General features: G+C 41.7%; 30 protein-coding genes and 1 pseudogene. 30 read left to right on the top strand and 1 reads right to left on the bottom strand.

The features are described 5' to 3' along the window. The 5 genes and pseudogenes from G541_RS09340 to rpoC form a co-directional block, all read left to right on the top strand. Positions 1–259 (top strand): annotated as a pseudogene (locus G541_RS09340) (IS30 family transposase); the annotation flags it as partial. Between the two features lie 166 nt (positions 260–425). Next, positions 426–905: a CtsR family transcriptional regulator gene (locus G541_RS0103720; RefSeq protein WP_009550887.1), complete on the top strand. Its 480-nt coding sequence runs from the start codon at positions 426–428 to the stop codon at positions 903–905. 6 nt (positions 906–911) lie between these two features. Then, complete coding sequence (locus tag G541_RS0103725; protein ID WP_027826547.1) at positions 912–3377, top strand: ATP-dependent Clp protease ATP-binding subunit; 2466 nt, start codon at positions 912–914, stop codon at positions 3375–3377. Positions 3378–3652: 275 nt separating this feature from the next. Then, entirely contained in the window at positions 3653–7237 is a 3585-nt protein-coding gene (gene rpoB, locus G541_RS0103730; RefSeq protein WP_155824490.1) for a DNA-directed RNA polymerase subunit beta, read from the top strand. A gap of 34 nt (positions 7238–7271) precedes the next feature. After that, on the top strand, positions 7272–10937 hold the full coding sequence (rpoC, locus tag G541_RS0103735) for a DNA-directed RNA polymerase subunit beta' (RefSeq protein ID WP_009550881.1): 3666 nt from the start codon (positions 7272–7274) through the stop codon (positions 10935–10937). Between the two features lie 60 nt (positions 10938–10997). Here the strand turns inward: rpoC and G541_RS10785 are convergent, their stop codons facing one another. Next, on the bottom strand, positions 10998–11747 hold the full coding sequence (locus G541_RS10785) for a prepilin peptidase (RefSeq protein ID WP_081654778.1): 750 nt from the start codon (positions 11745–11747) through the stop codon (positions 10998–11000). A 223-nt stretch (positions 11748–11970) separates the two neighbouring features. Between G541_RS10785 and rpsL the strand changes: the two genes are divergently transcribed. From rpsL to secY, 25 genes are all read left to right on the top strand, one after another. Next, positions 11971–12384: a 30S ribosomal protein S12 gene (rpsL, locus tag G541_RS0103745; protein WP_009550877.1), complete on the top strand. Its 414-nt coding sequence runs from the start codon at positions 11971–11973 to the stop codon at positions 12382–12384. 15 nt (positions 12385–12399) lie between these two features. After that, positions 12400–12870, top strand: a complete 471-nt coding sequence (rpsG, locus tag G541_RS0103750) for a 30S ribosomal protein S7 (RefSeq protein WP_009550875.1) — start codon at positions 12400–12402, stop codon at positions 12868–12870. A 109-nt stretch (positions 12871–12979) separates the two neighbouring features. Beyond that, positions 12980–15073 (top strand): elongation factor G, encoded by a 2094-nt coding sequence (fusA, locus tag G541_RS0103755; protein ID WP_009550873.1) that lies wholly within the window; start codon positions 12980–12982, stop codon positions 15071–15073. Between the two features lie 319 nt (positions 15074–15392). Beyond that, positions 15393–15701: a 30S ribosomal protein S10 gene (gene rpsJ, locus G541_RS0103760; protein ID WP_027826550.1), complete on the top strand. Its 309-nt coding sequence runs from the start codon at positions 15393–15395 to the stop codon at positions 15699–15701. 43 nt (positions 15702–15744) lie between these two features. Continuing rightward, the gene (gene rplC / locus G541_RS0103765; RefSeq protein ID WP_009550869.1) at positions 15745–16368 is read left to right on the top strand and encodes a 50S ribosomal protein L3; all 624 of its coding nucleotides are present in this window, start codon (positions 15745–15747) and stop codon (positions 16366–16368) included. A gap of 20 nt (positions 16369–16388) precedes the next feature. Beyond that, a complete protein-coding gene (rplD, locus tag G541_RS0103770) occupies positions 16389–17012 on the top strand; it encodes a 50S ribosomal protein L4 (RefSeq protein ID WP_027826551.1) in 624 nt (207 codons plus the stop codon). After that, complete coding sequence (gene rplW, locus G541_RS0103775) at positions 17012–17299, top strand: 50S ribosomal protein L23 (protein WP_027826552.1); 288 nt, start codon at positions 17012–17014, stop codon at positions 17297–17299. Before rplD ends, rplW begins: the two co-directional genes overlap by 1 nt. Before the next feature lie 24 nt (positions 17300–17323). Further along, a complete protein-coding gene (gene rplB, locus G541_RS0103780) occupies positions 17324–18157 on the top strand; it encodes a 50S ribosomal protein L2 (protein ID WP_027826553.1) in 834 nt (277 codons plus the stop codon). A gap of 54 nt (positions 18158–18211) precedes the next feature. Further along, positions 18212–18490, top strand: coding sequence for a 30S ribosomal protein S19 (rpsS, locus tag G541_RS0103785; RefSeq protein ID WP_009550860.1), 279 nt, complete (start codon positions 18212–18214; stop codon positions 18488–18490). A gap of 19 nt (positions 18491–18509) precedes the next feature. Next, positions 18510–18857 (top strand): 50S ribosomal protein L22, encoded by a 348-nt coding sequence (gene rplV / locus G541_RS0103790; RefSeq protein WP_009550858.1) that lies wholly within the window; start codon positions 18510–18512, stop codon positions 18855–18857. Between the two features lie 13 nt (positions 18858–18870). Next, positions 18871–19527, top strand: a complete 657-nt coding sequence (rpsC, locus tag G541_RS0103795) for a 30S ribosomal protein S3 (RefSeq protein ID WP_027826554.1) — start codon at positions 18871–18873, stop codon at positions 19525–19527. A 3-nt stretch (positions 19528–19530) separates the two neighbouring features. After that, positions 19531–19962, top strand: a complete 432-nt coding sequence (rplP, locus tag G541_RS0103800; protein WP_009550854.1) for a 50S ribosomal protein L16 — start codon at positions 19531–19533, stop codon at positions 19960–19962. Next, complete coding sequence (gene rpmC, locus G541_RS0103805; protein WP_009550852.1) at positions 19955–20149, top strand: 50S ribosomal protein L29; 195 nt, start codon at positions 19955–19957, stop codon at positions 20147–20149. Before rplP ends, rpmC begins: the two co-directional genes overlap by 8 nt. 27 nt (positions 20150–20176) lie before the next feature. Next, a complete protein-coding gene (gene rpsQ, locus G541_RS0103810; RefSeq protein ID WP_009550851.1) occupies positions 20177–20440 on the top strand; it encodes a 30S ribosomal protein S17 in 264 nt (87 codons plus the stop codon). 70 nt (positions 20441–20510) lie between these two features. Beyond that, positions 20511–20879, top strand: a complete 369-nt coding sequence (gene rplN / locus G541_RS0103815) for a 50S ribosomal protein L14 (protein ID WP_027826555.1) — start codon at positions 20511–20513, stop codon at positions 20877–20879. 36 nt (positions 20880–20915) lie between these two features. Beyond that, positions 20916–21221, top strand: coding sequence for a 50S ribosomal protein L24 (gene rplX / locus G541_RS0103820; protein ID WP_009550844.1), 306 nt, complete (start codon positions 20916–20918; stop codon positions 21219–21221). Between the two features lie 27 nt (positions 21222–21248). Next, entirely contained in the window at positions 21249–21788 is a 540-nt protein-coding gene (gene rplE / locus G541_RS0103825) for a 50S ribosomal protein L5 (protein WP_009550842.1), read from the top strand. A 14-nt stretch (positions 21789–21802) separates the two neighbouring features. Beyond that, positions 21803–21988, top strand: a complete 186-nt coding sequence (locus G541_RS10140; protein WP_009550840.1) for a type Z 30S ribosomal protein S14 — start codon at positions 21803–21805, stop codon at positions 21986–21988. A 37-nt stretch (positions 21989–22025) separates the two neighbouring features. Beyond that, positions 22026–22418 (top strand): 30S ribosomal protein S8, encoded by a 393-nt coding sequence (gene rpsH, locus G541_RS0103830; RefSeq protein WP_009550838.1) that lies wholly within the window; start codon positions 22026–22028, stop codon positions 22416–22418. 31 nt (positions 22419–22449) lie between these two features. Then, positions 22450–22986 carry a 50S ribosomal protein L6 gene (gene rplF / locus G541_RS0103835; RefSeq protein ID WP_027826556.1) on the top strand — a complete coding sequence of 179 codons (537 nt, stop codon included), beginning with the start codon at positions 22450–22452 and terminating at the stop codon, positions 22984–22986. A 36-nt stretch (positions 22987–23022) separates the two neighbouring features. Further along, positions 23023–23388, top strand: coding sequence for a 50S ribosomal protein L18 (rplR, locus tag G541_RS0103840; RefSeq protein ID WP_027826557.1), 366 nt, complete (start codon positions 23023–23025; stop codon positions 23386–23388). Positions 23389–23409: 21 nt separating this feature from the next. Further along, positions 23410–23910 carry a 30S ribosomal protein S5 gene (rpsE, locus tag G541_RS0103845; RefSeq protein ID WP_009550833.1) on the top strand — a complete coding sequence of 167 codons (501 nt, stop codon included), beginning with the start codon at positions 23410–23412 and terminating at the stop codon, positions 23908–23910. 14 nt (positions 23911–23924) lie between these two features. Further along, positions 23925–24107, top strand: coding sequence for a 50S ribosomal protein L30 (rpmD, locus tag G541_RS0103850; RefSeq protein ID WP_009550831.1), 183 nt, complete (start codon positions 23925–23927; stop codon positions 24105–24107). A 35-nt stretch (positions 24108–24142) separates the two neighbouring features. Further along, positions 24143–24577, top strand: coding sequence for a 50S ribosomal protein L15 (gene rplO, locus G541_RS0103855; protein WP_009550829.1), 435 nt, complete (start codon positions 24143–24145; stop codon positions 24575–24577). Next, complete coding sequence (gene secY / locus G541_RS0103860) at positions 24578–25870, top strand: preprotein translocase subunit SecY (RefSeq protein ID WP_009550827.1); 1293 nt, start codon at positions 24578–24580, stop codon at positions 25868–25870. The last annotated feature ends 115 nt before the right edge of the window (positions 25871–25985 follow it).

A 25985-nucleotide genomic window follows, 5' to 3' on the forward strand; every position in this document is an offset into this window, starting at 1 on the left:
ATCAAATCTTGAGCAAGTTTCCAAGACGCTTGTGTATTATACTCACCCTTATACATCCTGTGATAAAGGTAGCGTAGAGCGGCACAACGGGCTTATCAGACGCTATATTCCTAAGGGAGACCGGATAGATAAGTACAGCGTGGAAGACATTGCTAAGATCGAAGTATGGTGCAACTCTCTTCCTCGAAAGATCTTAAACTACAAGACTCCAGAAGAGTGCTTTGACATAGAGCTTGACCATATTTATCGACACAGATAGTCAAAATCTACCAGATGCTATTGGCAAGTGTTCAATTTATTATTGCAATTGGCGAACTAAATTTAGAAGAAGTTAATCGCTGGATTAAATTCTTTTATTTGTCTGAAAAGTTACGTATAATTAATGTCAAAGTTAGTCAAACTGTTTTTAAAGAAGGGTAGATCTTATGCAAGGAAGAAATATTTCTGATATAATCGAAAATTATTTAAAAAGCATCTTATCAGATAATAATCAAATCGAGATCAAGCGTTCGCAAATTGCAGATAGGTTCGATGTAGTCCCTTCGCAAATTAATTATGTGATTAAGACCCGGTTTACTACTCAAGAAGGGTACATTGTAGAGAGTAAACGTGGCGGTGGTGGCTATATTCGTATCGAAAAAGTCAACTTACTCGATAATACGGACTTCTTGGATACGTTGATTGCATCAATTGGTGATCGTCTATCTGATAGTAAGGCTTTTAATATTATTCAGAGTCTGTATGAAGATAAAGTGATGACAGAAAAAGAGGCTAACATTGTTTTAGCCACAATTGATAAGCGAACATTGAACTTTGGTGACAAGTACTTAGAAGAGAAAGTACGTGCACATATTATGATCGGGGTACTTAATCGGCTCCGATATGACTTAAAAAACGGGAAGTGACGATGAATGACAGAAAACTATACCCCAAGTGCCAAGCGGGTACTGGTTATTGCTCAGTCAGAGGCTAAGCATTTCAAACACCAGGCAGTAGGAACAGAGCACCTGTTATTGGCACTAACAACGGTTGATAACTCAGTGGCTGGTAAAGCACTTAAGCAGTTTTCACTTTTTCCGTTGGATATTAGAGAAGAAATTGAGTACATTGTCAGTTATGGCAACCTAGACCGTTCCCAACGGTATGACTATTTACCGTATTCACCTAAAGCTAAGCTTGTCTTGGATGAAGCACAAAGATTGCAACGGTTAATTGGGGCACCAGCTGTAGGAACGGAACATATTTTATTGGCATTGTTAGCTGATCAAGATAATATTGCGCGGCGAATTTTAACAGACTTAAATGTTGATCCTAATGTCTTAACCAGAACAATTAATAAAATGATCGGGGTAAATGGGGCGCAATTACAGCGAAAACAACGCCAAATGAACCGTAATAAAGAGCAAGGGACACCAACTTTAAATGAGCTCGCACGCGATTTAACTAAAACAGCAGCAGAAGGGCGAGTTGATCCAGTGGTTGGTCGGGAGCGGGAAATCCGCCGCCTAACACAAATTTTAAGTCGTCGGACCAAAAACAACCCAGTTTTACTAGGGGATCCTGGTGTAGGAAAAACAGCTATTGTTGAAGGACTCGCTACTAAACTAGCCCAAAATGAAGTTCCAGAGAACTTGCAGAATAAACGCCTAATGATGTTAGATATGGGATCATTAGTCGCCGGAACTAAATACCGTGGTGAGTTTGAAAATCGTCTTAAAAAAATCATCGAAGAAATACAACGTGATCGGAACGTTATTCTTTTTATCGATGAAATGCATACAATCATTGGAGCCGGAGGTGCAGAGGGGGCAATTGATGCAGCCAATATTTTAAAACCTGCATTAGCCCGGGGTGAGGTTCAAATCATTGGGGCCACAACATTAGATGAGTATCAAAAATATGTTGAATCAGATTCTGCATTGGAACGCCGCTTTGCAACGATTACAGTTGAAGCACCTACTCCTGATCAGACAGTAAAGATTCTTCAAGGCTTGCGCCCGCGGTATGAACAACACCACCATGTGCAATTATCTGATGAAGCACTTGTTGCTGCGGTAAAATTGAGTGATCGGTATATTACCAATCGTTATTTACCTGATAAAGCAATCGACTTGATGGATGAAGCAGCAGCTAGAGTTCGAATTGATAAAAACGACAAGAAGTCACGTCTAGCTCAAGTTAATGATGAAATTGCTTCATTAGCTCAACAAATTCAATCTGCTTTAATTGCAGGTGATTTTAATCAAGCGGCAGCTCTGCGCAAACAGAAACAAGCTCGAGATAAAAAGGCGGCAACATTAACTAAACGCCAAGCAACAATGGTCACGAAAGGTGAGTTTACAGCTAAAGTTACCGCTGAAGATGTTGCACGGGTAGTTGCTGATTGGACTGGTGTTCCGGTAACACAAATAAATAAGAATGAAGGGGAACGCTTAATTAATTTGGAAGAAACACTTCATCGCCAAGTTGTTGGGCAAGACGAGGCGGTTGTTGCTGTAGCAAAGGCAATTCGGCGTGCTCGAAGTGGATTAGGTGATCCTAACCGTCCTATTGGTTCATTCATGTTTTTAGGGCCTACTGGTGTAGGGAAAACAGAATTGGCCAAAGCTTTAGCGCAAGCAGTATTTGGATCGGAAGATAGTATGATCCGGATCGATATGAGTGAATACATGGAGAAATACTCGGTCAGTCGCTTAGTGGGATCCCCTCCTGGTTATGTTGGTTATGATGAAGGGGGGCAATTGACGGAAAAAGTGCGGCAGCATCCATATTCAGTCGTCTTGCTTGATGAAGTAGAAAAAGCCCATCCTGATGTCTTTAATTTGCTATTACAAGTTTTAGATGATGGCTATTTGACAGATTCAAAGGGGCGTAAGGTCAATTTCCAAAATACAATCATAATTATGACATCTAATCTCGGCGCTACTGCATTACGTGATGAGAAGACTGTGGGCTTTGGTAAAAAAGAATTGGCTGATGACTATCAAGCAATGAGTAAAAAAATTCGGGAAACATTGAAACAAACGTATCGGCCAGAATTTCTAAACCGAATTGATGACATTGTTATTTTCCATGCATTACACCAAAAGGAACTACATCAGATTGTCCGGCTATTAGCACAGAAATTAGTTCAACGATTAGCAGATCAAGGAATCAAGCTAAAAATTACTCCGGCAGCTATTGATGTTGTGGCTCAGAAAGGATTTAATCCGCAATATGGTGCTCGACCATTACGGCGGGCGTTACAGACTGAAATCGAAGATCGATTAAGTGATGAACTTTTGCGAGGACATGTTGCACAAGGAGATCAACTTACAGTTGGAGCTTCTAAGGGTAAGATTACAGTCACAGTTAAAGAATTAGCAACAACTAAATAGGGCACAAAAAACACGGTTCGAATACCGTGTTTTTTGTATTGACAAACTTTTTTGTTCTCGCTATAATAAATAAATGCAAAAACTGTGAATTTAACGGCTGTCATGATCTATTGTCCATGATAGTTGCTATAAAGAAGCAAAAATAGAGGGTTAAAGGTTCTTTTACCAGTTCTATTTTTGGTTTTTTTTTGCCAAAAAAAGGGAAAAAAGCGCCAATATCAGCATTTGTAACAAAAATGTAATATTGGTTGGCATTCACAGAATATTTTCGAGAGGTGAACAACTTGGCAGGACATTTAGTAAAATACGGCAAGCACCGTACTCGGAGAAGTTATGCGCGGATTAAAGAAGTACTTGATCTGCCTAACTTGATCGAGATTCAAACTGATTCCTATAACTGGTTCTTGGATGAAGGATTACGTGAAATGTTCAACGACATTATGCCGATTGAAGATTTCCAAGGCAATCTTTCTTTAGAATTCGTTGATTACCGGTTACTTGAACCAAAGTATACGGTTGAAGAAGCACGGGAACACGATGCAAACTATTCTGCTCCATTACATGTTACTTTAAGACTTACTAACCATGAAACTGGGGAAATCAAGTCCCAAGATGTATTCTTTGGTGATTTCCCATTGATGACAAAACAAGGAACTTTCATTATCAACGGTGCTGAACGTGTTATTGTTTCCCAATTGGTTCGTTCGCCAGGTGTCTACTTTAATTCAGAAGTTGACAAGAATGGACGGACAACATTTGGAACAACAGTTATCCCTAACCGTGGGGCATGGCTGGAATACGAAACAGATGCCAAGGATATTTCCTATGTTCGGATTGATCGAACACGTAAGTTGCCAATGTCTGAATTAGTTCGGGCTTTGGGTTATGGCTCCGATAGTGAAATCATCAATATGCTTGGTGATAGTGAAAGCCTGATGCTTACTTTGGAAAAGGATGTTCATAAGGATACTAATGATTCACGGGTTGAAGAATCATTAAAGGATATTTACGAACGGTTACGTCCTGGTGAACCAAAGACTGCTGAATCTGCTCGTAACTTGTTAACAGCTCGTTTCTTTGATCCAAAGCGTTATGATTTAGCGCCAGTGGGACGTTACAAGATCAATAAGAAGTTAGATCTTAAGACGCGCTTGCTAAACACAACATTAGCTGAAACGTTGGCTGATCCTGATACTGGTGAAATCATTGCTCGTGAAGGCGATGTAATCACTAAGCAAGTGATGGATAAGTTAGCACCATATTTAAAGCGTGATGACTTTAAGACAGTTACCTTTACACCTTCTGAAGAAGGTGTTGTTCAAGAACCAATGACTTTACAAATCATTAAGGTTCTATCACCAGTGGATCCTGACCGTGTAATTAATGTAATCGGTAATGGAAACATTGATCTTAAGTTTAAACACATTACCCCAGCTGATATCATTGCATCAATGAACTATTTCTTGAATTTACAAGAAAACTTAGGTTCAACTGATGATATTGACCACTTGGGGAACCGTCGGATTCGCTCTGTGGGTGAATTATTGCAAAACCAATTCCGAATTGGTTTATCACGGATGGAACGGGTTGTACGGGAACGGATGTCAATCCAAGATACATCTACAATTACGCCACAACAGTTAATCAATATTCGTCCGGTTGTAGCTTCTGTGAAGGAATTCTTTGGTTCTTCACAGTTATCACAGTTCATGGATCAAACTAACCCATTGGGTGAATTGACACATAAGCGCCGTCTATCAGCCTTAGGTCCTGGCGGTTTGACTCGTGATCGTGCGGGTTATGAAGTGCGGGACGTGCACTATACGCATTATGGTCGGATGTGTCCAATTGAAACACCTGAAGGTCCTAACATCGGTTTGATTAACAGTTTGTCTTCCTATGCACGGGTTAACAAGTATGGATTCATTGAAACCCCATACCGGCGTGTTTCTTGGACAACTCATAAAGTTACTGATAAGATTGACTACTTAACTGCCGATGAAGAAGATAACTATATCATTGCTCAGGCTAACTCTCCGTTAAATGATGATGGTTCATTCGTTGATGATGAAGTTATGGCACGTCATAAAGATGATGACGTTGAAATTTCAATTGAAAAAGTTGACTACATGGACGTTTCTCCTAAGCAAGTAGTTGCGGTTGCCACAGCATGTATTCCATTCTTGGAAAACGATGACTCCAACCGTGCCTTGATGGGGGCTAACATGCAGCGGCAAGCTGTTCCGTTGATTCATCCACATGCACCACTTGTTGGTACAGGGATTGAATACAAGGCAGCCCATGACTCTGGGGTAGCATTGTTATCCAAGTATGCAGGGACTGTTGAATATGTAGATGCACGAGAAATCCGTGTTCGGCGTGACGATGGCTCACTTGACAAGTACAAACTGATGAAGTTCCGTCGTTCTAATGGTGGTAAGAACTATAACCAAACACCGATTGTTCGTGTGGGTGAAAAAGTTGAAGCTGACGAAGTTCTTGCAGATGGTCCAGCAATGGAAGAAGGGGAATTAGCCCTAGGGCAAAACCCATTGATCGCCTTTATGACTTGGGACGGATACAACTTCGAAGATGCCATCGCAATCAATGAACGATTAGTTAAGGAAGATGTTTATACGTCCATCCATATCGAATCATACGAATCTGAAGCACGTGACACTAAGTTAGGACCTGAAGAAATGACACGGGAAATTCCTAATGTTGGTGAAGATGCACTGAAGGATTTGGATGAATTCGGGATTATCCGGGTTGGTGCCGAAGTACAAGATGGCGATATCTTAGTTGGTAAAGTTACACCAAAGGGTATGACAGAATTATCCGCTGAAGAACGACTCTTACACGCAATCTTTGGTGAAAAGGCACGCGAAGTACGGGATACTTCTCTCCGTGTTCCACACGGTGGTGGCGGTATTATTCAAGATGTTAAGGTCTTCACCCGTGAAAATGGTGATGAATTGGCACCTGGTGTCAACATGATGGTTCGTGTCTACATTGCTCAAAAGCGTAAGATCCAAGTTGGGGATAAGATGGCTGGTCGTCACGGTAACAAAGGGACTGTTTCCATTGTTATTCCAGAAGAAGATATGCCATTTATGCCAGATGGTACGCCAATTGACATCATGCTTTCTCCAATGGGTGTGCCTTCCCGTATGAACATTGGGCAGGTGTTGGAACTCCACTTAGGCTTTGCTGCACGTAAATTAGGAATTCACATTGCAACGCCTGTTTTTGACGGTGCTACCGATGATGACATCTGGGATGCACTTAAAGAAGCCGGCTTGCCATCTGATGGTAAGTCTGTGTTGTATGATGGTCGGACGGGTGAACCATTTGATAATCGGATTGCCGTTGGTGTTATGTACTACCTGAAGTTGGCACACATGGTCGATGATAAGATTCACTCACGTTCAATTGGACCATACTCCTTGGTTACACAACAACCACTTGGTGGTAAGGCACAATTTGGTGGTCAGCGTTTCGGGGAAATGGAAGTTTGGGCCCTTGAAGCATATGGGGCAGCATATACTCTCCAAGAAATCTTGACTTACAAGTCAGATGATGTTGTGGGTCGTGTTCAAACTTACGAAGCCATCGTCAAGGGTGAACCAATTCCTAAACCAGGTGTACCTGAATCCTTCCGCGTGCTTGTAAAAGAATTACAAGCTTTAGGATTGGATATGAAGGTTCTTGATGCTGATAAGAACGACATTGACCTCCGTGAAATGGAAAGCGACGATGATGAAGTGATTAACGTCGATGCATTGAGCAAGGTTGCCAAAGAAGAAGCGGACAAACGAGCTGCTAAAGAAAAGGCACAAGAAGAACAGTCTGAAAAGTAATTAAAAGCAAAATATTGAAAGGGAGGTCGGTCCTTTGATCGATGTCAATAAATTCGATAGTATGCAAATTGGTTTGGCTTCATCTGATAAGATCCGTCAATGGTCTTATGGTGAAGTAAAGAAACCTGAAACTATCAACTATCGTACATTGAAACCAGAACGCGACGGTTTGTTCGATGAACGTATTTTCGGACCATCAAAAGATTGGGAATGTGCTTGCGGTAAATACAAGCGTATCCGGTATAAGGGTGTGGTCTGCGACCGTTGTGGTGTCGAAGTAACTAAGGCTAAGGTACGGCGTGAACGGATGGGGCACATCGAACTTGCTGCACCTGTAACTCACATTTGGTACTTCAAGGGTATTCCAAGTCGGATGGGACTTGTTTTAGATATGAGTCCTCGTGCTTTGGAAGAAATCATTTATTTTGCTTCCTATGTTGTTACTGATCCAGGCGACACAGCTTTGGAAAAGAAGCAACTCTTAACTGAAAGAGAATACCGTGAAAAACGAGACCAATATGGTCAAGGATTCAAGGCTAGCATGGGTGCCGATGCAATTCGGACATTGTTACGTGATGTTGACCTTGAAAAAGAATGTGCTGAACTGAAAGAAGAATTACGTGAAGCTACCGGTCAAAAGAGAACACGGGCAGTACGGCGTCTGGATATCTTGGAAGCCTTCTTAACTTCCGGAAACAAACCGGAATGGATGGTTATGGATACTATCCCAGTTATTCCACCAGATTTGCGGCCAATGGTTCAACTTGAAGGTGGACGCTTCGCTACTTCTGACTTGAATGATTTATACCGGCGGGTAATTAACCGTAACAACCGTCTCAAGCGGTTATTGGATTTACATGCACCTGGTATTATTGTTCAAAATGAAAAGCGGATGCTGCAAGAAGCAGTGGATGCTTTGATCGATAACGGTCGCCGTGGTCGTCCAGTTACTGGTCCAGGTAACCGCCCACTTAAGTCCTTGTCACACATGCTCAAGGGTAAGCAAGGACGTTTCCGTCAAAACCTGTTAGGGAAGCGTGTTGACTATTCTGGTCGTTCCGTTATCGACGTTGGACCTAAGTTGCGTTTGACACAAATGGGGTTGCCACACGAAATGGCCTTAGAATTGTTCAAGCCATTTGTAATGCGGGAACTAGTTAAACGGGATATGGCTTCTAACATTAAGAATGCTAAACGTAAGATTGATCGCCGCGATGAAGACATCTGGGATGTTGTGGAAGATGTCATCAAGGAACACCCAGTTCTCTTGAACCGGGCACCTACGTTACACCGTTTAGGGATTCAGGCATTCGAACCAGTATTGGTATCTGGGAAGTCTATGCGGTTGCACCCATTAGTATGTACGGCTTACAATGCCGACTTTGATGGGGACCAAATGGCCATTCACGTGCCATTATCTGCTGAAGCACAAGCTGAATCACGGTTACTGATGCTGGCTGCACACCACATCTTGGCACCTAAGGATGGTAAGCCTATCATTTCTCCATCACAGGATATGACGATTGGTAACTACTACTTATCAATTGAAGAAGCTAACCGTGAAGGCGAAGGGATGATCTTTAAGGACATCAACGAAATTCGGACTGCTTACCAAAATGGTTATGTTCACTTGCACACACGTGTTGGTTTGCAAACTGATTGCTTAGTTGCACAAGGTAAGCCATTCTCTGATTGGCAAAAAGATCGGATCCTGGTAACGACTGTTGGTAAGGTATTCTTTAATGAAATTCTTCCTGAAGATTTCATTTATTTAAATGAACCAACACAAGAAAACTTAACTAAGGCAACACCAGATAAGTATTTCTTGGAACCAGGACAGGATATTCATGCTTTCTTGGCTGCTCAAGAATTAGTAGCACCATTCAAGTCTGGTTTCTTGGCAGATATCATCGCTGAAGTTTATAAGGAATACAAAGTTACTGCAACTGCAGAACTGTTGGACCGGATGAAAGACTTAGGTTACTATGAATCAACTAAGTCTGGTTTGACGGTGGGAATTGCTGATATTACTGACTTGAAAGAAAAGCCAGAAATTATTGCCAATGCTCGGCATAAGGTTGAACAAGTTGCTAAGCAGTTCCGTCGTGGTTTGATTACAGACGACGAACGTTACAATCGGGTTATCTCAATTTGGAACAATGCTAAGGATGAAATTCAAGCTAAACTGGTTGAAGACGTCGATCCAAGCAACCCAATTCAAATGATGAGTGACTCCGGTGCCCGTGGTAACATTTCTAACTTTACTCAGTTATCTGGGATGCGTGGTTTGATGGCTGCTCCTAACGGTAAGACTATGGAATTGCCAATCTTGTCTAACTTCCGTGAAGGTCTTTCTGTTTTGGAAATGTTCATTTCTACACACGGTGCTCGTAAAGGGATGACGGATACAGCCTTGAAGACTGCCGATTCTGGTTACTTGACACGGCGTTTAGTTGATGTGGCTCAAGATGTCATTGTTCGTGAATTTGATTGTCATACTGATCGTGGCCTGGAAGTATCTGCTATTATGGAAGGCAACCAAATGGTTGAACCTCTGTATGACCGGATCTTGGGTCGGTATGCGATGAAGACAGTTAAGAACCCTGAAACAGGTGAAGTCATCGTTCCTGCTGATACAATGATGAACGAAAAGTTAGCTCAAGCTGTGATCGATGCGGGTGTCAAGACAGTTACTATCCGTTCCGTCTTCACTTGCAATACTCGTCACGGAGTTTGTGTGAAGTGCTACGGTCGTAACATGGCTACTGGAGATACGGTTGAAGTTGGTGAAGCCGTTGGTACTGTTGCCGCTCAATCAATCGGTGAACCAGGTACTCAGTTAACCATGCGTAACTTCCACCAAGGTGGGGTTGCCGGTGGCGATGATATCACGCAAGGGCTTCCTCGTGTTCAAGAAATTTTTGAAGCACGGAATCCTAAGGGGCGTGCTACAATCACTGAAGTTACAGGTGTGGTCGATTCAATCGAAGAAAATCCAGCTGAAAGAACTAAGGAAATTACAATCAGTGGTAAGACTGATACTCGGACTTACAACTTACCTTACACTGCTGTGCTTAGCGTTGCTGAAGGTGATGAAGTAGTTCGGGGGCAAGCATTGACTATTGGGTCTGTGGATCCTAAGGAATTAATCAAGGTCCGTGATGTGTTGACAACTGAAAACTACATCTTGCGGGAAATCCAAAAGGTTTACCGGATGCAAGGGGTGGATATCTCTGATAAGCACGTCGAAGTTATGGCTCGACAAATGTTGCGCAAGGTTCGGGTTATGGATCCTGGCGAAACAGACCTCTTGCCAGGTATCTTGATGGATATCGATCAATTCAAGGATCAAAATGCTAAGACAGTTATCAGTGGTGGTGTTCCTGCCACTGCACGTCCTGTTCTGTTAGGGATCACTAAGGCATCCTTGGAAACTAATAGTTTCTTGTCTGCTGCTTCCTTCCAGGAAACAACTCGTGTCTTGACTGATGCTGCTATTCGCGGTAAGAATGATCCATTAGTTGGATTGAAAGAAAATGTTATCATTGGTAAGATCATTCCTGCTGGTACAGGGATGAAGAAGTACCGTGATATTCAACCAGAAGAAGTAGGTGCTGTTTCTAAGAGCGTTTACTCAATTGCTGATGTTGAAGCTGGTAACATTCCAACTGATTTCAATTTGTCTTCTGATAACAACTAATTAATTGAAAATAGGAGTTTGCACTAAGTGCAAACTCCTATTTTTTATGGATTTATAAATTTAATAAAACGGAAAAAAGAGTAATAGAATAAAATTTCCGGGGAAAAAGCAAGGGAAGAATGCGAGAGATTTTTTATCGTCCTCAATAAACAAATAATAGAGTAGTCCGCAACTACTGGCTAGCAAGAGATTTAAGCAGGTTAAAGTACTCCCCCACGTTAAAATCCAGAAAAGGATAAGTAAAAAATCCGCCCAGCCAAGAAGTTGACTGAGACAGCAACTAGTGAGAATCAAAATAAGGATAATTGCCGGTTGGTCTGGAAAAGAAAAATGGTGACAAAAACAAAAGCTGTAGAGGATTAATATTAGTAGTCCACTCCCAAAAAGAAAAAAGGAGACAGCTTGTTCATAATAGTCTTCAAATAAAAGGATATTAGCCCAAGTGAAATAAGCGATTAAAACCATAGCTTGATCAAGGGGAAAAATGTAAGTGATAATTGAACAGTAGATTCCTGCTAGAAATTCAAGGATTCCTTTCCAGATTGAGGGATGATAATGACATTGGGCGCAACTTGGCCCCCAGATGCTGCCCCAAACAGGAATCAATTGCTGAAAACTTAGTGGGGATTGACAATTGTCACAAATAGAACGATGCTGATGAGTTAAATTATTATTTTGCGCTAGGCGCCAGCCAAGGCACTGACTAAATGAGCATAAGCAAGTGCCAAGAGTAAAGAAGATTAAGTAATAAATGAACAAATTAATTCCTCCTTTACAAGATAGGTACGAAAAACAATCGGAAGTTAACATTAAAAAAGTGTTTGACAGGGAATGAAATAAAGTGTTAACCTATTGAAGGTGCTTTTATGTGAACAGTTCTTCTGGGCAACCAGAATCGTGCTGGCTGTGAGCAAAGTTAGCACACAATTTCGTACGTCTTGGACGTCTTTTTTAAACCCAAAAAAAGAAACTCCTGGATGTGTGTACTTAAATCATAATTTTAATCGGAAAATAGGAAGGAGGAACTCTTTAGATGCCTACAATCAACCAATTAATTCGGAAGGGTCGTAAGTCTAAAAGTTCAAAATCTGACTCCCCAGCTTTAAACTTTGGGTATAACAGTCACAAGAAAGTTACAACTAAGAATCCTGCTCCACAAAAGCGTGGGGTTGCTACTCGTGTCGGCACAATGACACCTAAGAAGCCTAACTCAGCTTTACGTAAATATGCTCGTGTACGCTTGTCCAACCTGATTGAAGTTACTGCTTACATTCCAGGTATTGGCCACAACTTACAAGAACACAGTGTTGTACTTATCCGTGGTGGTCGTGTAAAGGACTTGCCTGGGGTTCGTTACCACGTTATCCGTGGTGCGCTTGATACTGCTGGTGTAGAAGGCCGTATGCAAAGCCGTTCCAAGTACGGTGCTAAGAAGCCTAAGAAATAAGAGGAGGTAATATAGATGCCAAGAAAAGGTGCTGTCGCAAAACGTGACGTTTTACCAGACCCAATGTACAATTCAAAATTGGTTACACGCCTCATCAACAACTTAATGATCGATGGTAAGCGTGGTAACGCATCAAAGATCCTTTACAAGGCCTTTGAAATTATTAAAGAACAAACTGGCAATGAACCATTGGATGTGTTTGAAGAAGCTATGAAGAACATTATGCCTGTTCTTGAAGTTAAGGCACGTCGTGTTGGTGGTTCTAACTACCAAGTTCCTATTGAAGTACGTCCAGAACGTCGTACTACTTTAGGTTTACGCTGGTTAGTAAGCTACGCTCGTTTACGTGGCGAACACACTATGCCAGAACGTTTAGCTAAGGAAATCATGGATGCTGCCAACAACACTGGTGCATCTGTTAAGAAGCGTGAAGATACGCACAAGATGGCCGAAGCTAACCGTGCATTTGCTCACTATCGCTGGTAATATTTTGCATTGGCTATTATATGATTTCATAGGCAAATCCTATAGTAGCCTTTTTTTGAAGCTAACCAATAAAAGATTTTCTTAATTTTAGGAAGGAGAGAAACTCTCAATGGCAAACAAACGTGAATTCTCATTGGAAAAGACACGTAACATCGGTATCGTTGCCCACATCGACGCTGGTAAAACAACGACTACTGAACGGATTCTTTACTATACTGGTAAGATCCACAAGATCGGTGAAACTCACGACGGTGCTTCCCAAATGGACTGGATGGAGCAAGAACAAGAACGTGGTATCACTATCACTTCTGCAGCTACTACAGCTCAATGGAAAGATCACCGGATTAACATCATCGATACCCCAGGGCACGTTGACTTTACTATCGAAGTTGAACGTTCCTTGCGTGTTCTTGATGGTGCCGTAGTTGTTTTGGATGCTCAATCAGGGGTAGAACCACAAACTGAAAACGTATGGCGCCAAGCTACTACTTACGGTGTTCCAAGAATTGTGTTTGTTAACAAGATGGATAAGATCGGGGCTAACTTCGACTATTCTGTAAGCACAATCAAGGAACGTTTGCAAGCAAATCCATTGCCAGTTCAAATGCCAATTGGTGCTGAAGATAACTTCGAAGGTGTCATTGACTTGATCGAAATGAAGGCTGACCTTTATGACGAAGATGAATTAGGTTCTAAGTGGGATGTTGTTGATATTCCAGAAGACTACAAGGAAGAAGCTGCATCACGTCGTGACGAAATGATTGAAGCTTTGGCTGATGTTGATGAAGACATCATGGACAAGTACCTTGAAGGTGAAGAAATCAGCAACGACGAAATTCGGGCTGCTATCCGTAAAGCTACTTTGAACTTAGATGTATTCCCTGTTTTTGCAGGTTCTGCCTTCAAGAACAAGGGTGTGCAAATGATGTTGGACGGTGTTAACGACTACTTGCCATCACCATTAGATGTTAAGCCATACAAGGCAACTAACCCTGATACAAACGAAGAAGTTGACTTGATTGCTGATGACAGTGCTCCATTTGCTGGTTTGGCCTTCAAGATTGCAACTGACCCATTCGTAGGTCGTTTGACATTCTTCCGTGTATACACTGGTACCTTGGAAGCTGGTTCATACGTATTGAACGCATCTAAGGGCAAGCGTGAACGTGTAGGTCGTTTATTGCAAATGCACTCTAACCACCGTAACGAAATCCCAGAAGTATTCTCTGGTGATATCGCTGCCGCTATCGGGTTGAAGAACACTACAACTGGTGACTCATTAACTGATCCAAAGAACCCATTGATTCTTGAATCTATGGAATTCCCAGAACCAGTTATCCAAGTTTCTGTTGAACCTAAGTCCAAGGCTGACCAAGATAAGATGGACGTTGCTTTACAAAAGTTAGCTGAAGAAGATCCATCCTTCCGTGCAGAAACTAACCCTGAAACTGGTGAAACTTTGATCGCCGGGATGGGTGAGTTGCACTTGGATATCATCGTTGACCGGATGAAGCGTGAATTCAACGTTGAAGCTACTGTCGGTGCACCTCAAGTTGCTTACCGTGAAACATTCACTAAGCAAGTTAGTGCCCAAGGTAAGTTCGTTCGTCAGTCTGGTGGTAAGGGTCAATACGGTGACGTTTGGGTAGAATTTACTCCAAACGAAGAAGGCAAGGGCTTCGAATTCGAAGATGCAATTGTCGGTGGTGTTGTTCCTCGTGAATACATTCCTTCAGTTGAAGAAGGTTTGAAAGAAGCTATGTCTAACGGTGTCTTGGCTGGTTATCCATTGATCGACGTTAAGGCTAAGTTATACGATGGTAGTTACCACGAAGTCGACTCCTCAGAAGCTGCCTTCAAAGTTGCTGCATCCTTAGCATTGAAGAATGCTGCTAAGAAGGCTGGCGCTGTGATCCTTGAACCAATTATGAAGGTTGAAATCATCGCTCCTGAAGACAACTTGGGTGATGTTATGGGTCACGTTACTGCTCGTCGTGGTCGTGTTGAAGGTATGGCAGCACGTGGTAATACACAAGTTGTTAAAGCCTTTGTTCCACTTTCTGAAATGTTCGGTTACGCAACTACATTGCGTTCTGCAACACAAGGTCGTGGTACTTTCACAATGACTATGGATCACTACGAAGCTGTTCCTAAGTCAATCCAAGAAGAAATCATCAAGAAGAACGGCGGCGACGCAGAATAATTCTTCTATAATGATTTAATTGGAAAAGTAAAGATCGAGATGTATTGAAACTGCATCTCGGTCTTTTTTTATTTAACTAAATAAAGTGGCAATTATTGAAAAGGTATTCAATGAATTTCGTTGAAAAAAGCCCTTGATTTCAAGAATTGAATGTATTATTATAGTTAAGTGCTTGTTCAAGGGACAAGTATGTACTTAGTTGTTTTAATTAAGCTATGATGTAGAAGGTTGCGACACGCCCGGACGCTTTGCCACGAACGTGGCGGTAATTTCTACGGAGCTAGTCTTATTTTTTAAAATAGACGAAGGAGGGAATAACATGGCAAAACAAAAGATTCGTATTCGTTTAAAGGCATACGAACACCGCATTTTAGATCAATCCGCAGACAAGATTGTGGAAACAGCAAAGAGAACAGGTGCTGAAATTTCAGGTCCTATTCCATTGCCAACAGAACGGACAGTGTACACTGTTATCCGTTCCCCACACAAGTACAAGTATTCACGTGAACAGTTCGAAATGCGGACTCACAAGCGTTTGATTGACATTGTCAACCCAACACCAAAGACAGTCGACTCATTAATGAAGCTCGACTTACCATCAGGTGTTGACATCGAAATCAAGCTATAATTTACGAAATACAAATTACTATTAAATATATGGAGGTGTACTCATGACCACAAAAGGAATCTTAGGAAAAAAGGTAGGTATGACGCAAGTCTTTACTGAAGCTGGTGAATTGGTTCCTGTAACTGTTGTTAAGGTTGATGCTAACGTTGTTATGCAAGTTAAGACCATGGAAAACGATGGTTACGAAGCTATCCAATTAGGTTTCGAAGATCAACGTCCAGTTGCAGCTAACAAACCTGCCAAAGGTCATGCAGATAAAGCAAAAACTGCTCCTAAGCGCTTCGTTCGTGAAATCCGCGATGTTGAGCTAGGAGAATACAACGTCGGAGATGAAATCAAGGCTGATATTTTCGAAGCCGGTGAATTCGTGGATGTCACAGGTACATCTAAAGGTCATGGTTTCGCAGGTTCAATCAAGCGGAACAACCAACAACGTGGTCCTATGGCACACGGTTCTCGTTACCACCGTCGTCCTGGTTCAATGGGTTCAATCATTAACCGGGTATTCAAGGGTAAGTTATTACCAGGTCGGATGGGTAACAAGACTGTTACTATTCAAAATCTCGAAGTTGTTAAAGCTGACACTGAAAACGGCGTACTTTTGATCAAGGGTAATGTTCCAGGCGCAAACAAGTCTTACGTTACTATCAAGAGTACAGTTAAATAATAAGGAAGGGAGGAAACAACATGCCAACAGTTGCATTATTCAAACAAGACGGTAGCAAAAATGGTGACGTTCAATTGAACGACGGTATTTTTGGTATCGAACCAAACAACAATGTTGTATTTGACGCAGTGTTGATGCAACGTGCATCTTTACGTCAAGGTACACATGATGTTAAGAATAGAAGCGAAGTTCGTGGTGGCGGTCGTAAGCCATGGCGTCAAAAGGGTACTGGTCGTGCTCGTCAAGGTTCTATTCGTTCACCACAATGGGTTGGTGGTGGTGTCGTATTTGGCCCAACACCTCGCTCATACAGTTACAAGCTTCCTCGCAAAGTTCGTCGCTTGGCTATCAAGTCCGTCCTTTCTCAAAAGGTTATTGACGAAAGCTTAGTAGTTGTTGATCAATTACAATTTGAACAACCAAAGACTAAGGAATTTGCACAAGTTTTAGCTAACTTAAACGTTAACGAAAAAGTATTAGTAGTTCTTGAAGATGACAACAAAGTTGCTGCATTAGCTGCACGTAACTTAGCAAACGTTACTGTTATCCCTGCTAAGGGCTTAAACGTTTTAGACGTTATCAATAACGACAAGATGGTCATCACTCAAGGAGCTCTTTCTCAAGTAGAGGAGGTTCTTGCATAATGGAATCACGCGATATTATTTTACGTCCTATCATCACTGAAGCTTCAATGGCAAGCTTAGATGATAAGCGTTATACATTCGAAGTTGACCCACGTGCAACTAAGACACAAGTTAAGCTTGCTGTTGAAGACATCTTTGATGTTAAAGTTGCTAAGGTTAACATTATGAACGTAAAAGGCAAAAAGAAGCGTATGGGCCAATATGTTGGTTACAGAAAAGACCGGCGTAAGGCTATCGTTACTTTGACTGCCGATTCTAAAGAAATCAAATTATTCGACGAAGAATAAATCTATATATAGGAGGGAATCACAGTGGGGATCAAAAAGTTTAAACCTACATCAAATGGTCGCCGTAATATGACTGGACTTGACTATGCTGAAATCACTAAGTCCAAGCCAGAAAAGTCCTTGCTTGCTTCTAAAGCAAAGACAGCTGGACGTAACGCATACGGCCACATCACTGTTCGTCATCGTGGCGGTGGCAACAAGCGCCAATACCGTATCATCGACTTCAAGCGGATTAAAGATGATGTTCCAGCAACTGTAAAGGCCATTGAATATGATCCAAACCGTTCCACAAACATTGCGCTGCTTGTTTACGCAGACGGTGTTAAGTCTTACATTATCGCACCAAAGGGCCTCGAAGTAGGTCAAGTTGTTGAATCTGGTGTAGATGCCGACATCAAGGTTGGTAATGCATTGCCATTAGCTAACATTCCTGTTGGTACTGTTATTCACAACGTAGAATTAAAGCCTGGTAAGGGTGGCCAGTTGGCTCGTTCAGCTGGTACTTCTGCTCAATTACTTGGTAAGGAAGGCAAATATGCTATCGTTCGTTTGACTTCTGGTGAAGTACGGATGATCCTCTTATCATGCCGGGCAACTATCGGTGTTGTTGGTAATGAACAACACGAATTGATCAACATTGGTAAAGCTGGTCGTAACCGTTGGTTAGGCAAGCGTCCACAATCTCGTGGTTCTGTAATGAACCCTAACGATCACCCACACGGTGGTGGTGAAGGTAAGGCCCCTGTTGGTCGTCCAAGTCCATTATCCCCATGGGGTAAGAAGACTGTTGGTAAGAAGACACGTAAGAAGAAGAACAGATCAAACAAATTCATCGTTCGTAACCGTAAAAAGAAATAGTCACCGTGCATTAGCTGCATAGCGTGACTCATAATCCGAAGGGAGGATTACACTTTGAGTCGTAGTTTGAAAAAAGGACCTTTCGCAGATGAACATCTGTTAAAGAAGATCAAGGCACAAGCTGATCAAGAAAAGAAGTCTGTTATCAAGACATGGTCACGTCGTTCAACGATCTTCCCAAGCTTCATTGGCTACACAATCGCAGTATATGATGGACGGAAGCACGTTCCAGTTTATATTCAAGAAGATATGGTAGGCCACAAGTTGGGTGAATTCGTTCCAACACGTACTTTCCATGGTCATGCTAGTGATGACAAGAAGACTGGGAAATAGATAAGGGAGGATAATATAGATGGCTGAACAAGTAACATCGGCAAGAGCAACTGCTCGCACAGTTCGCATTCCTGCACGTAAAGCTCGTCTTGTGATCGACCTTATTCGTGGCAAGAGCGTTGCTGAAGCAATGGGGATTTTAAAGTTCACACCTAACAAAGGTGCTTTCATCATTGAAAAAGTTTTGAAATCAGCTGTTGCAAATGCAGAAAACAATTTTGACTTAGACGCTGAAGATTTATACGTAAGCGAAGCATTTGTTAACGAAGGACCAACTCTTAAGCGGTTCCGTCCTCGTGCAAAGGGTTCTGCTTCTCCAATCAACAAGCGGACAAGCCACATTACTGTAGTTGTATCTGAAAAATAAGGAGGGATAACGCGTGGGTCAAAAAATTAATCCAACTGGTTTACGTGTAGGTATCATTCGTGACTGGGATGCAAAATGGTACGCTGAAAAAGATTTTGCTGCTAACCTTCATGAAGATCTTCGTATCCGGGAATATATCGAAAATAGATTAGCCGACGCTTCTGTTTCTACCGTTGAAATCGAACGTGCCGCAAAGCGCGTTAATATTTCAATCCATACAGCTAAGCCTGGTATGGTAATCGGTAAAGGCGGTTCTGAAGTTGAAAAGCTTCGTAAAGAATTAAATGATTTGACAGGCAAGCGAGTACACATTAACATTGTGGAAATCAAGAAGCCTGACTTAGATGCTAAGTTGGTCGGTGAAAATGTTGCTGCTCAATTAGAAAACCGGATTGCTTTCCGTCGTGCTATGAAGCAAGCAATCCAACGGACAATGCGTGCTGGTGCAAAGGGTATCAAGATTCAGACTGCAGGTCGTTTAAACGGTGCAGATATGTCCCGTGTTGAACACTTCTCTGAAGGTACTGTGCCATTGCACACATTGCGTGCGGATATTGATTACGCATGGGTTGAAGCTCACACTACTTATGGTCGGATCGGTGTCAAGACTTGGATCTACCGTGGTGAAGTTTTACCAGAAAAAAAAGATAACAGTAAGGGAGGGAAATAATCTATGTTAGTACCAAAACGTACAAAGCATCGTCACGAATTCCGTGGTCACATGCGTGGTCGCGCTAAGGGTGGCAGATCTGTTGCTTTCGGTGAATATGGTTTAGTTGCACTTGAATCACACTGGATCACAAACCGTCAAATTGAAGCTGCGCGTATTGCGATGACTCGTTACATGAAGCGTGGCGGGAAGGTTTGGATTAAGATTTTCCCTCATAAGACTTATTCCGATAAGCCAATTGGTGTTCGGATGGGTTCAGGTAAAGGTGCTCCTGCTGGTTGGGTAGCTCCAGTTAAGCGCGAAAAGGTATTGTTTGAAATTGCCGGCGTTTCTGAAGAAGTTGCTCGTGAAGCTTTCCGTTTGGCTTCTCACAAGCTCCCAATCAAGACTAAGTTTGTAAAACGTGGGGAAGTAGGTGGCGAATCAAATGACTAATAAGGAAATTACTGAATTAACCACTGCTGAAATGCTTGAAAAAGAAAAGCAATTCAAAGATGAATTATTTAACTTACGCTTCCAATTAGCAACTGGTCAGTTGGAAAACACTGCTCGCTTGAAGGAAGTTCGTAAGACGATCGCACGTATTAAGACTGCGCTGCGTCAACAAGAATTAAACAAATAAAGAATACGAAAAGGAGGCTAATTCCTAATGAGTGAACGTAACGAACGCAAGGTTTACCAAGGACGTGTCGTTTCTGACAAGATGGACAAAACCATCACCGTTGTTGTTGAAACATACAAGAACGATCCAGTTTACGGTAAGCGTGTTAAGTACTCTAAGAAATACAAGGCCCATGATGAAAACAACGAAGCAAAGACTGGCGACATTGTTAAGATCATGGCAACACGCCCATTGTCAGCTACAAAGCGTTTCCGTTTATTAGAAATCGTTGAAAAAGCAGTTATCATTTAAGATAGTTAACTGATAAAATTGCACTGATTCGTATTCTTATCTAATAAATTGTGAAAGGAGGACACTAACTGTGATCCAACAAGAAAGTCGTTTAAAAGTTGCTGACAACTCCGGTGCTCGTGAAATCTTAGTTATCAAGATCTTGGGCGGTTCTCGTGTAAAGACTGCTACTGTCGGTGATATCATCGTTGCTACTGTTAAACAAGCAATACCAGGGGGCGTTGTCAAAAAGGGTGACGTTGTCAAGGCTGTTGTTGTTCGTACTAAGTACGGCACACACCGTCCTGATGGTTCATACATCAAGTTTGATGAAAACGCTGCTGTAATTATCGGTGAAGATAAGTCACCTAAAGGGACACGTATCTTCGGGCCAGTTGCTCGTGAATTACGTGACGGAAACTTCATGAAGATTGTTTCCTTAGCACCTGAAGTATTATAATCAACCATCGTCTAGCAAGGAGGTGCACAGATAAAGATGTTCATTAAGAAGAATGATAAAGTCAAGGTAATCGCCGGTAAAGACAAGGGTAAGGAAGGCGAAGTATTGCAAACTTTCCCTGGTAAAGACCGTGTGATTGTTAAGGGTGTTAACGTTGTTAAGAAACACCAAAAGCCAACTAACGCTAATCCAAACGGTGGAATTATTGATGTGGAAGCACCAATCCACGTTTCAAACGTTATGTTGATCGATCCTTCTAACAATGAAGCAACTCGTGTTGGTTTCAAGGTAGAAGATGGTAAAAAGGTCCGGGTTTCTAAGAAGTCTGGCAAAACTTTATAATAAATAAGGAAGGAGGATACTTTCTTCATGAGTCGTTTAAAGGATAAATATACTAATGAAATTGTCCCATCAATGATGGAAAAATTTAACTACACATCAATCATGCAAGTGCCTAAGGTTGACAAGATCGTTATCAACATGGGTGTTGGTGATGCTGTAAATAACTCTAAGTTTTTGGATGAAGCTGTCGAAGAATTAACTCTTATCTCTGGTCAAAAGCCAGTTATCACAAGAGCTAAGAAGTCTATCGCTGGCTTCCGTCTGCGTGAAGGTATGGCAATCGGTACTAAGGTTACCTTACGTGGACAACGGATGTACGAATTCTTAGACAAGTTAGTTTCTGTATCACTTCCACGTGTGCGTGACTTCCACGGTGTAAGCAAGCGTGCTTTCGATGGTCGTGGTAACTACACACTGGGTGTACGTGAACAGCTGATCTTCCCTGAAATCGATTTTGATAACGTTAATAAGGTACGGGGATTAGATATCGTTATTGTTACAACTGCTAACACAGACGAAGAATCCAAGGAATTATTAACTCAATTAGGAATGCCATTCGCCAAATAAGAGGGGGTTTCACATTGGCTAAAAAGTCACAAATTGCAAAGAATAAGCGTCCAGCAAAGTTCTCAACTCAAGAATATACTCGTTGTGAACGTTGTGGCAGACCACATTCTGTTTATCGTAAATTTAAGTTATGCCGTGTTTGCCTGCGCGAACTTGCTCACAAGGGTCAAATCCCTGGCATGAAAAAGGCTAGCTGGTAATCCACATATACTTTGATAAAAGGAGGCAAACAAGGTCATGACAGATCCAATTGCAGATTTCTTGACTCGCATTCGTAATGCAAATCAAGCAAGACTTGAATCTTTAGAAGTGCCTGCTTCAAACATGAAGAAGGCCATCGCTGAAATCCTTCAAAAAGAAGGATTTATCCGCGACGTTGAATACATTGATGACGACAAACAAGGCGTTATCCGCGTATTCCTTAAATACGGTAAGAACAACGAACGCGTAATCACTGGTCTTCGTCGTATTTCTAAACCAGGTTTACGTTCTTACGTTAAGTCCGATGATGTACCTAAGGTTTTAAACGGTTTAGGTATTGCTATCTTGTCAACACCAGAAGGCGTGATTACTGACAAAGAAGCACGGGCAAAGCACGTTGGCGGCGAAGTGCTCGCTTACGTTTGGTAATTAATATAAACAGTAAGGAGGTGTCAATCTCGTGAGTCGTATTGGTTATAAAGTAGTTGAATTACCAGAAGGCGTTGAAGTAAAACAAGATGGTAACGTAGTTACTGTTAAGGGTCCTTTGGGTGAATTAACTCGTGAATTTTCAAATCAAATCACAATGAAGATCGAAGGCAACGAAGTTACTTTCGAACGTTCATCAGAAGATAACAAAGTTAAGGCTCTTCACGGTACTACTCGTGCAAACTTCGCCAACATGGTTGAAGGTGTTTCTAAGGGCTTTAAGAAAGAACTTGAATTGCGTGGTGTTGGTTACCGTGCAGTTAAGAAGGGTAACAAGCTTGAATTAAGTCTTGGTTACTCCCACCCAGTTTACTTTGAAGAAGAAGATGGCATTAAGCTTGAAGCTCCTTCTGCAACTTCTGTAATCGTTTCTGGGATTAACAAAGAAGAAGTTGGGGATTTCGCTGCACGGATTCGTGCTAAGCGTGCTCCAGAACCTTACAAGGGCAAGGGTGTTCGCTATGTTGGCGAATTCGTACGTCGTAAGGAAGGTAAGACTGGTAAATAATGCAGCATAACTTGCTGATCCAAATTTAATTAAGAGGTGAAAATTTTGATTTCAAAACCAGATAAGAATAAGACACGTCAACGTCGTCACGTTCGTGTTCGTGGTAAGATCTCTGGTACTGCTGAGTGCCCACGCTTAAATGTTTATCGTTCAAACAAAAACATCTACGCTCAAGTTATTGATGACGTAGCGGGTGTGACGCTAGTTAGTGCCTCTACTTTAGACAGTGAAGTTAGTGGCAACACTAAGACTGAACAAGCTGCTTCAGTTGGTGCTGTTGTTGCAAAGCGTGCTCAAGATAAGGGTATCGAACAAGTTGTATTTGACCGTGGTGGATACCTGTACCATGGACGTGTTCAAGCTTTAGCCGAAGCTGCACGTGAAAATGGTTTACAATTCTAGGAAAGGGAGGAAATAACATTTATGGCTTTTATCGATCCAACTCAATTAGAATTAGAAGATCGTGTTGTAGCAATCAACCGTGTTACTAAAGTTGTAAAAGGTGGACGTCGTCTTCGTTTTGCTGCTTTAGTTGTTGTCGGCGACCACAATGGCCACGTTGGCTTTGGTACTGGTAAAGCTCAAGAAGTTCCAGAAGCTATTCGTAAAGCTGTTGACGCTGCTCGTAAGAACTTAATCGAAGTTCCGGTTGTTGGAACTACTCTTCCTCACGAAATCATCGGTCAACACAGCGGTAGTCGCATCTTGTTGAAGCCAGCTATTGCCGGTTCTGGGGTTGCTGCTGGTGGTGCCGTACGTGCCATCATGGAACTTGCTGGTATTGACGATGTGACAAGTAAGTCATTAGGTTCAAACACACCAGTTAACGTAGTCCGTGCTACAATGGATGGTTTGTTGCGTATGAAGAGTGCAGAAGAAGTTGCCCAATTACGTGGTGTTTCTGTACAACACTTAGCTGAATAAGGAGGACAAAAATTATGGCTCAATTAAAAGTTACATTAATTCGTTCTGTCATTGGACGTCCTCAAAATCAACGCGAAATTGTTAAAGGTTTAGGCCTTGGCCGCATTAATAGTTCAGTTGTTGTTCCTGACAACGCAGCTATGCGCGGAGCAATTACAAAGATCAATCATTTAGTGGACGTTAAATTGGCTGACTAAAGTCAAGATAAGTTAATGAGGAGGTGCCAACCCTAATGAAATTACATGAATTAAAGCCAAGTGAAGGCTCACGTAAAGTACGCAACCGCGTAGGTCGTGGTACTTCATCCGGTAATGGTAAGACTGCAGGCCGTGGTCAAAAGGGTCAAAAGGCTCGTGGCAAGGTTCGTCTTGGTTTCGAAGGTGGCCAAATGCCATTATTCCGCCGGATGCCAAAACGTGGTTTCAACAACATTAACCGTAAAGAATATGCTGTTGTAAACCTTACTGAATTAAACAAATTTGAAGATGGTGCTGTTGTTTCTGTTGCAGAATTAACTGAAGCAGGCATCGTTAAGAATCTCAAAGATGGGATCAAGATTCTTGGTAATGGTGAATTGAACAAGAAGTTAACTGTTAAAGCTAACAAGTTCTCTGCATCTGCTAAGGAAGCGATCGAAGCAAAAGGCGGTCAAGCTGAGGTGATTTAATTGCTTAAGACAATGAAGAACGCCTTTACTGTAAAAGAGATTCGCAATAAAATCTTATTTACTTTAGGTGTCTTGATTGTATTTCGCTTAGGCACTTATATCACTGTCCCTGGGATCAACGCTAAAGCTCTGCAAAGTGTTGCGTCTTCAGGGTTAATTAGTATATTGAACACTTTCAGTGGTGGTGGATTGACTAACTATTCCATCTTGGCAATGGGGGTTTCACCATATATTACTGCACAAATTGTAATCCAATTATTACAAATGGACATTGTGCCGAAGTATGTGGAGTGGAGCAAACAAGGTGAAGTTGGTCGGCGTAAACTTAATCAGCATACGCGGATCCTGACGATTGTCCTTGCGTTTATACAATCAATTGGTGTTACAGCAGGGTTTAATTTTTTGAGTTCATTAAACCTTGTGGAAAATCCAAGTATTCAAACCTATGTTAGCATTGGTTTGATTTTAACGGGGGGTACAATGTTTACCGCCTGGCTTGGTGACATGATTACAGATCGTGGGATTGGTAATGGAGTTTCCATTATCATCATGGCTGGTATCTTAGCTCGGGTTCCTACTGGAATTCAGCAAATTTACCAAGAACAATTTGGAAGTGCAAGTGATTTGGTTCAGCCACTGCTATACTGTGGCCTCTTATTGGTAGTAATCCTCATCATCGTAACTTTTGTTACGTTTGTTGAACAAGCTGCTTATAAGATTCCTATTCAGTATACGCGGCGGATGGCTGGAGCATCTGATAGCTCATATCTGCCATTAAAGATCAATGTTGCTGGGGTTATCCCAGTTATCTTTGCTAGTTCGTTTATTGCTACGCCCCAAGCAATCCTAATGGTTTTCACGCAAAATCATTCTGAAGATACATGGTATAAGATCATGACCAATCTGTTTTCAATGCAGACGACAGCAGGGATGATTTTATATACAGTATTGATTGTTGGTTTTACTTTCTTCTACGCTTTTGTTCAGGTAAACCCTGAGAAGCTAGCAGAAAATTTACAAAAACAGGGAAGTTATATTCCATCTGTTTGGCCAGGACGGGAAACACAAAATTATGTTTCTAGTCTATTGATCCGACTAAGTTCGGTTGGGTCACTTTACTTGGGCTTAGTATCATTGATTCCGTTAGTCTCCAGCAATGTTTGGGGATTGAATGAATCAATCGGACTAGGTGGTACCAGTTTACTAATTGTTGTTGGGGTTACAATCCAAACAATCAATCAGTTAAACGGGATGATGATGAAACAAGAATACGTTGGCTTCATCAGAGAATAATTTATCTATTTATTAATACGGGAAATAAGTAGTAGTACCTTATTTCCCGTATTTTCTTTAGATGAAAAACTTAAAGTACGGTATAATGATAATCGTATAAATATTTGAGGAGGAG

Source organism: Ligilactobacillus saerimneri DSM 16049, assembly GCF_000423265.1.
Lineage (GTDB): Bacteria > Bacillota > Bacilli > Lactobacillales > Lactobacillaceae > Ligilactobacillus > Ligilactobacillus saerimneri.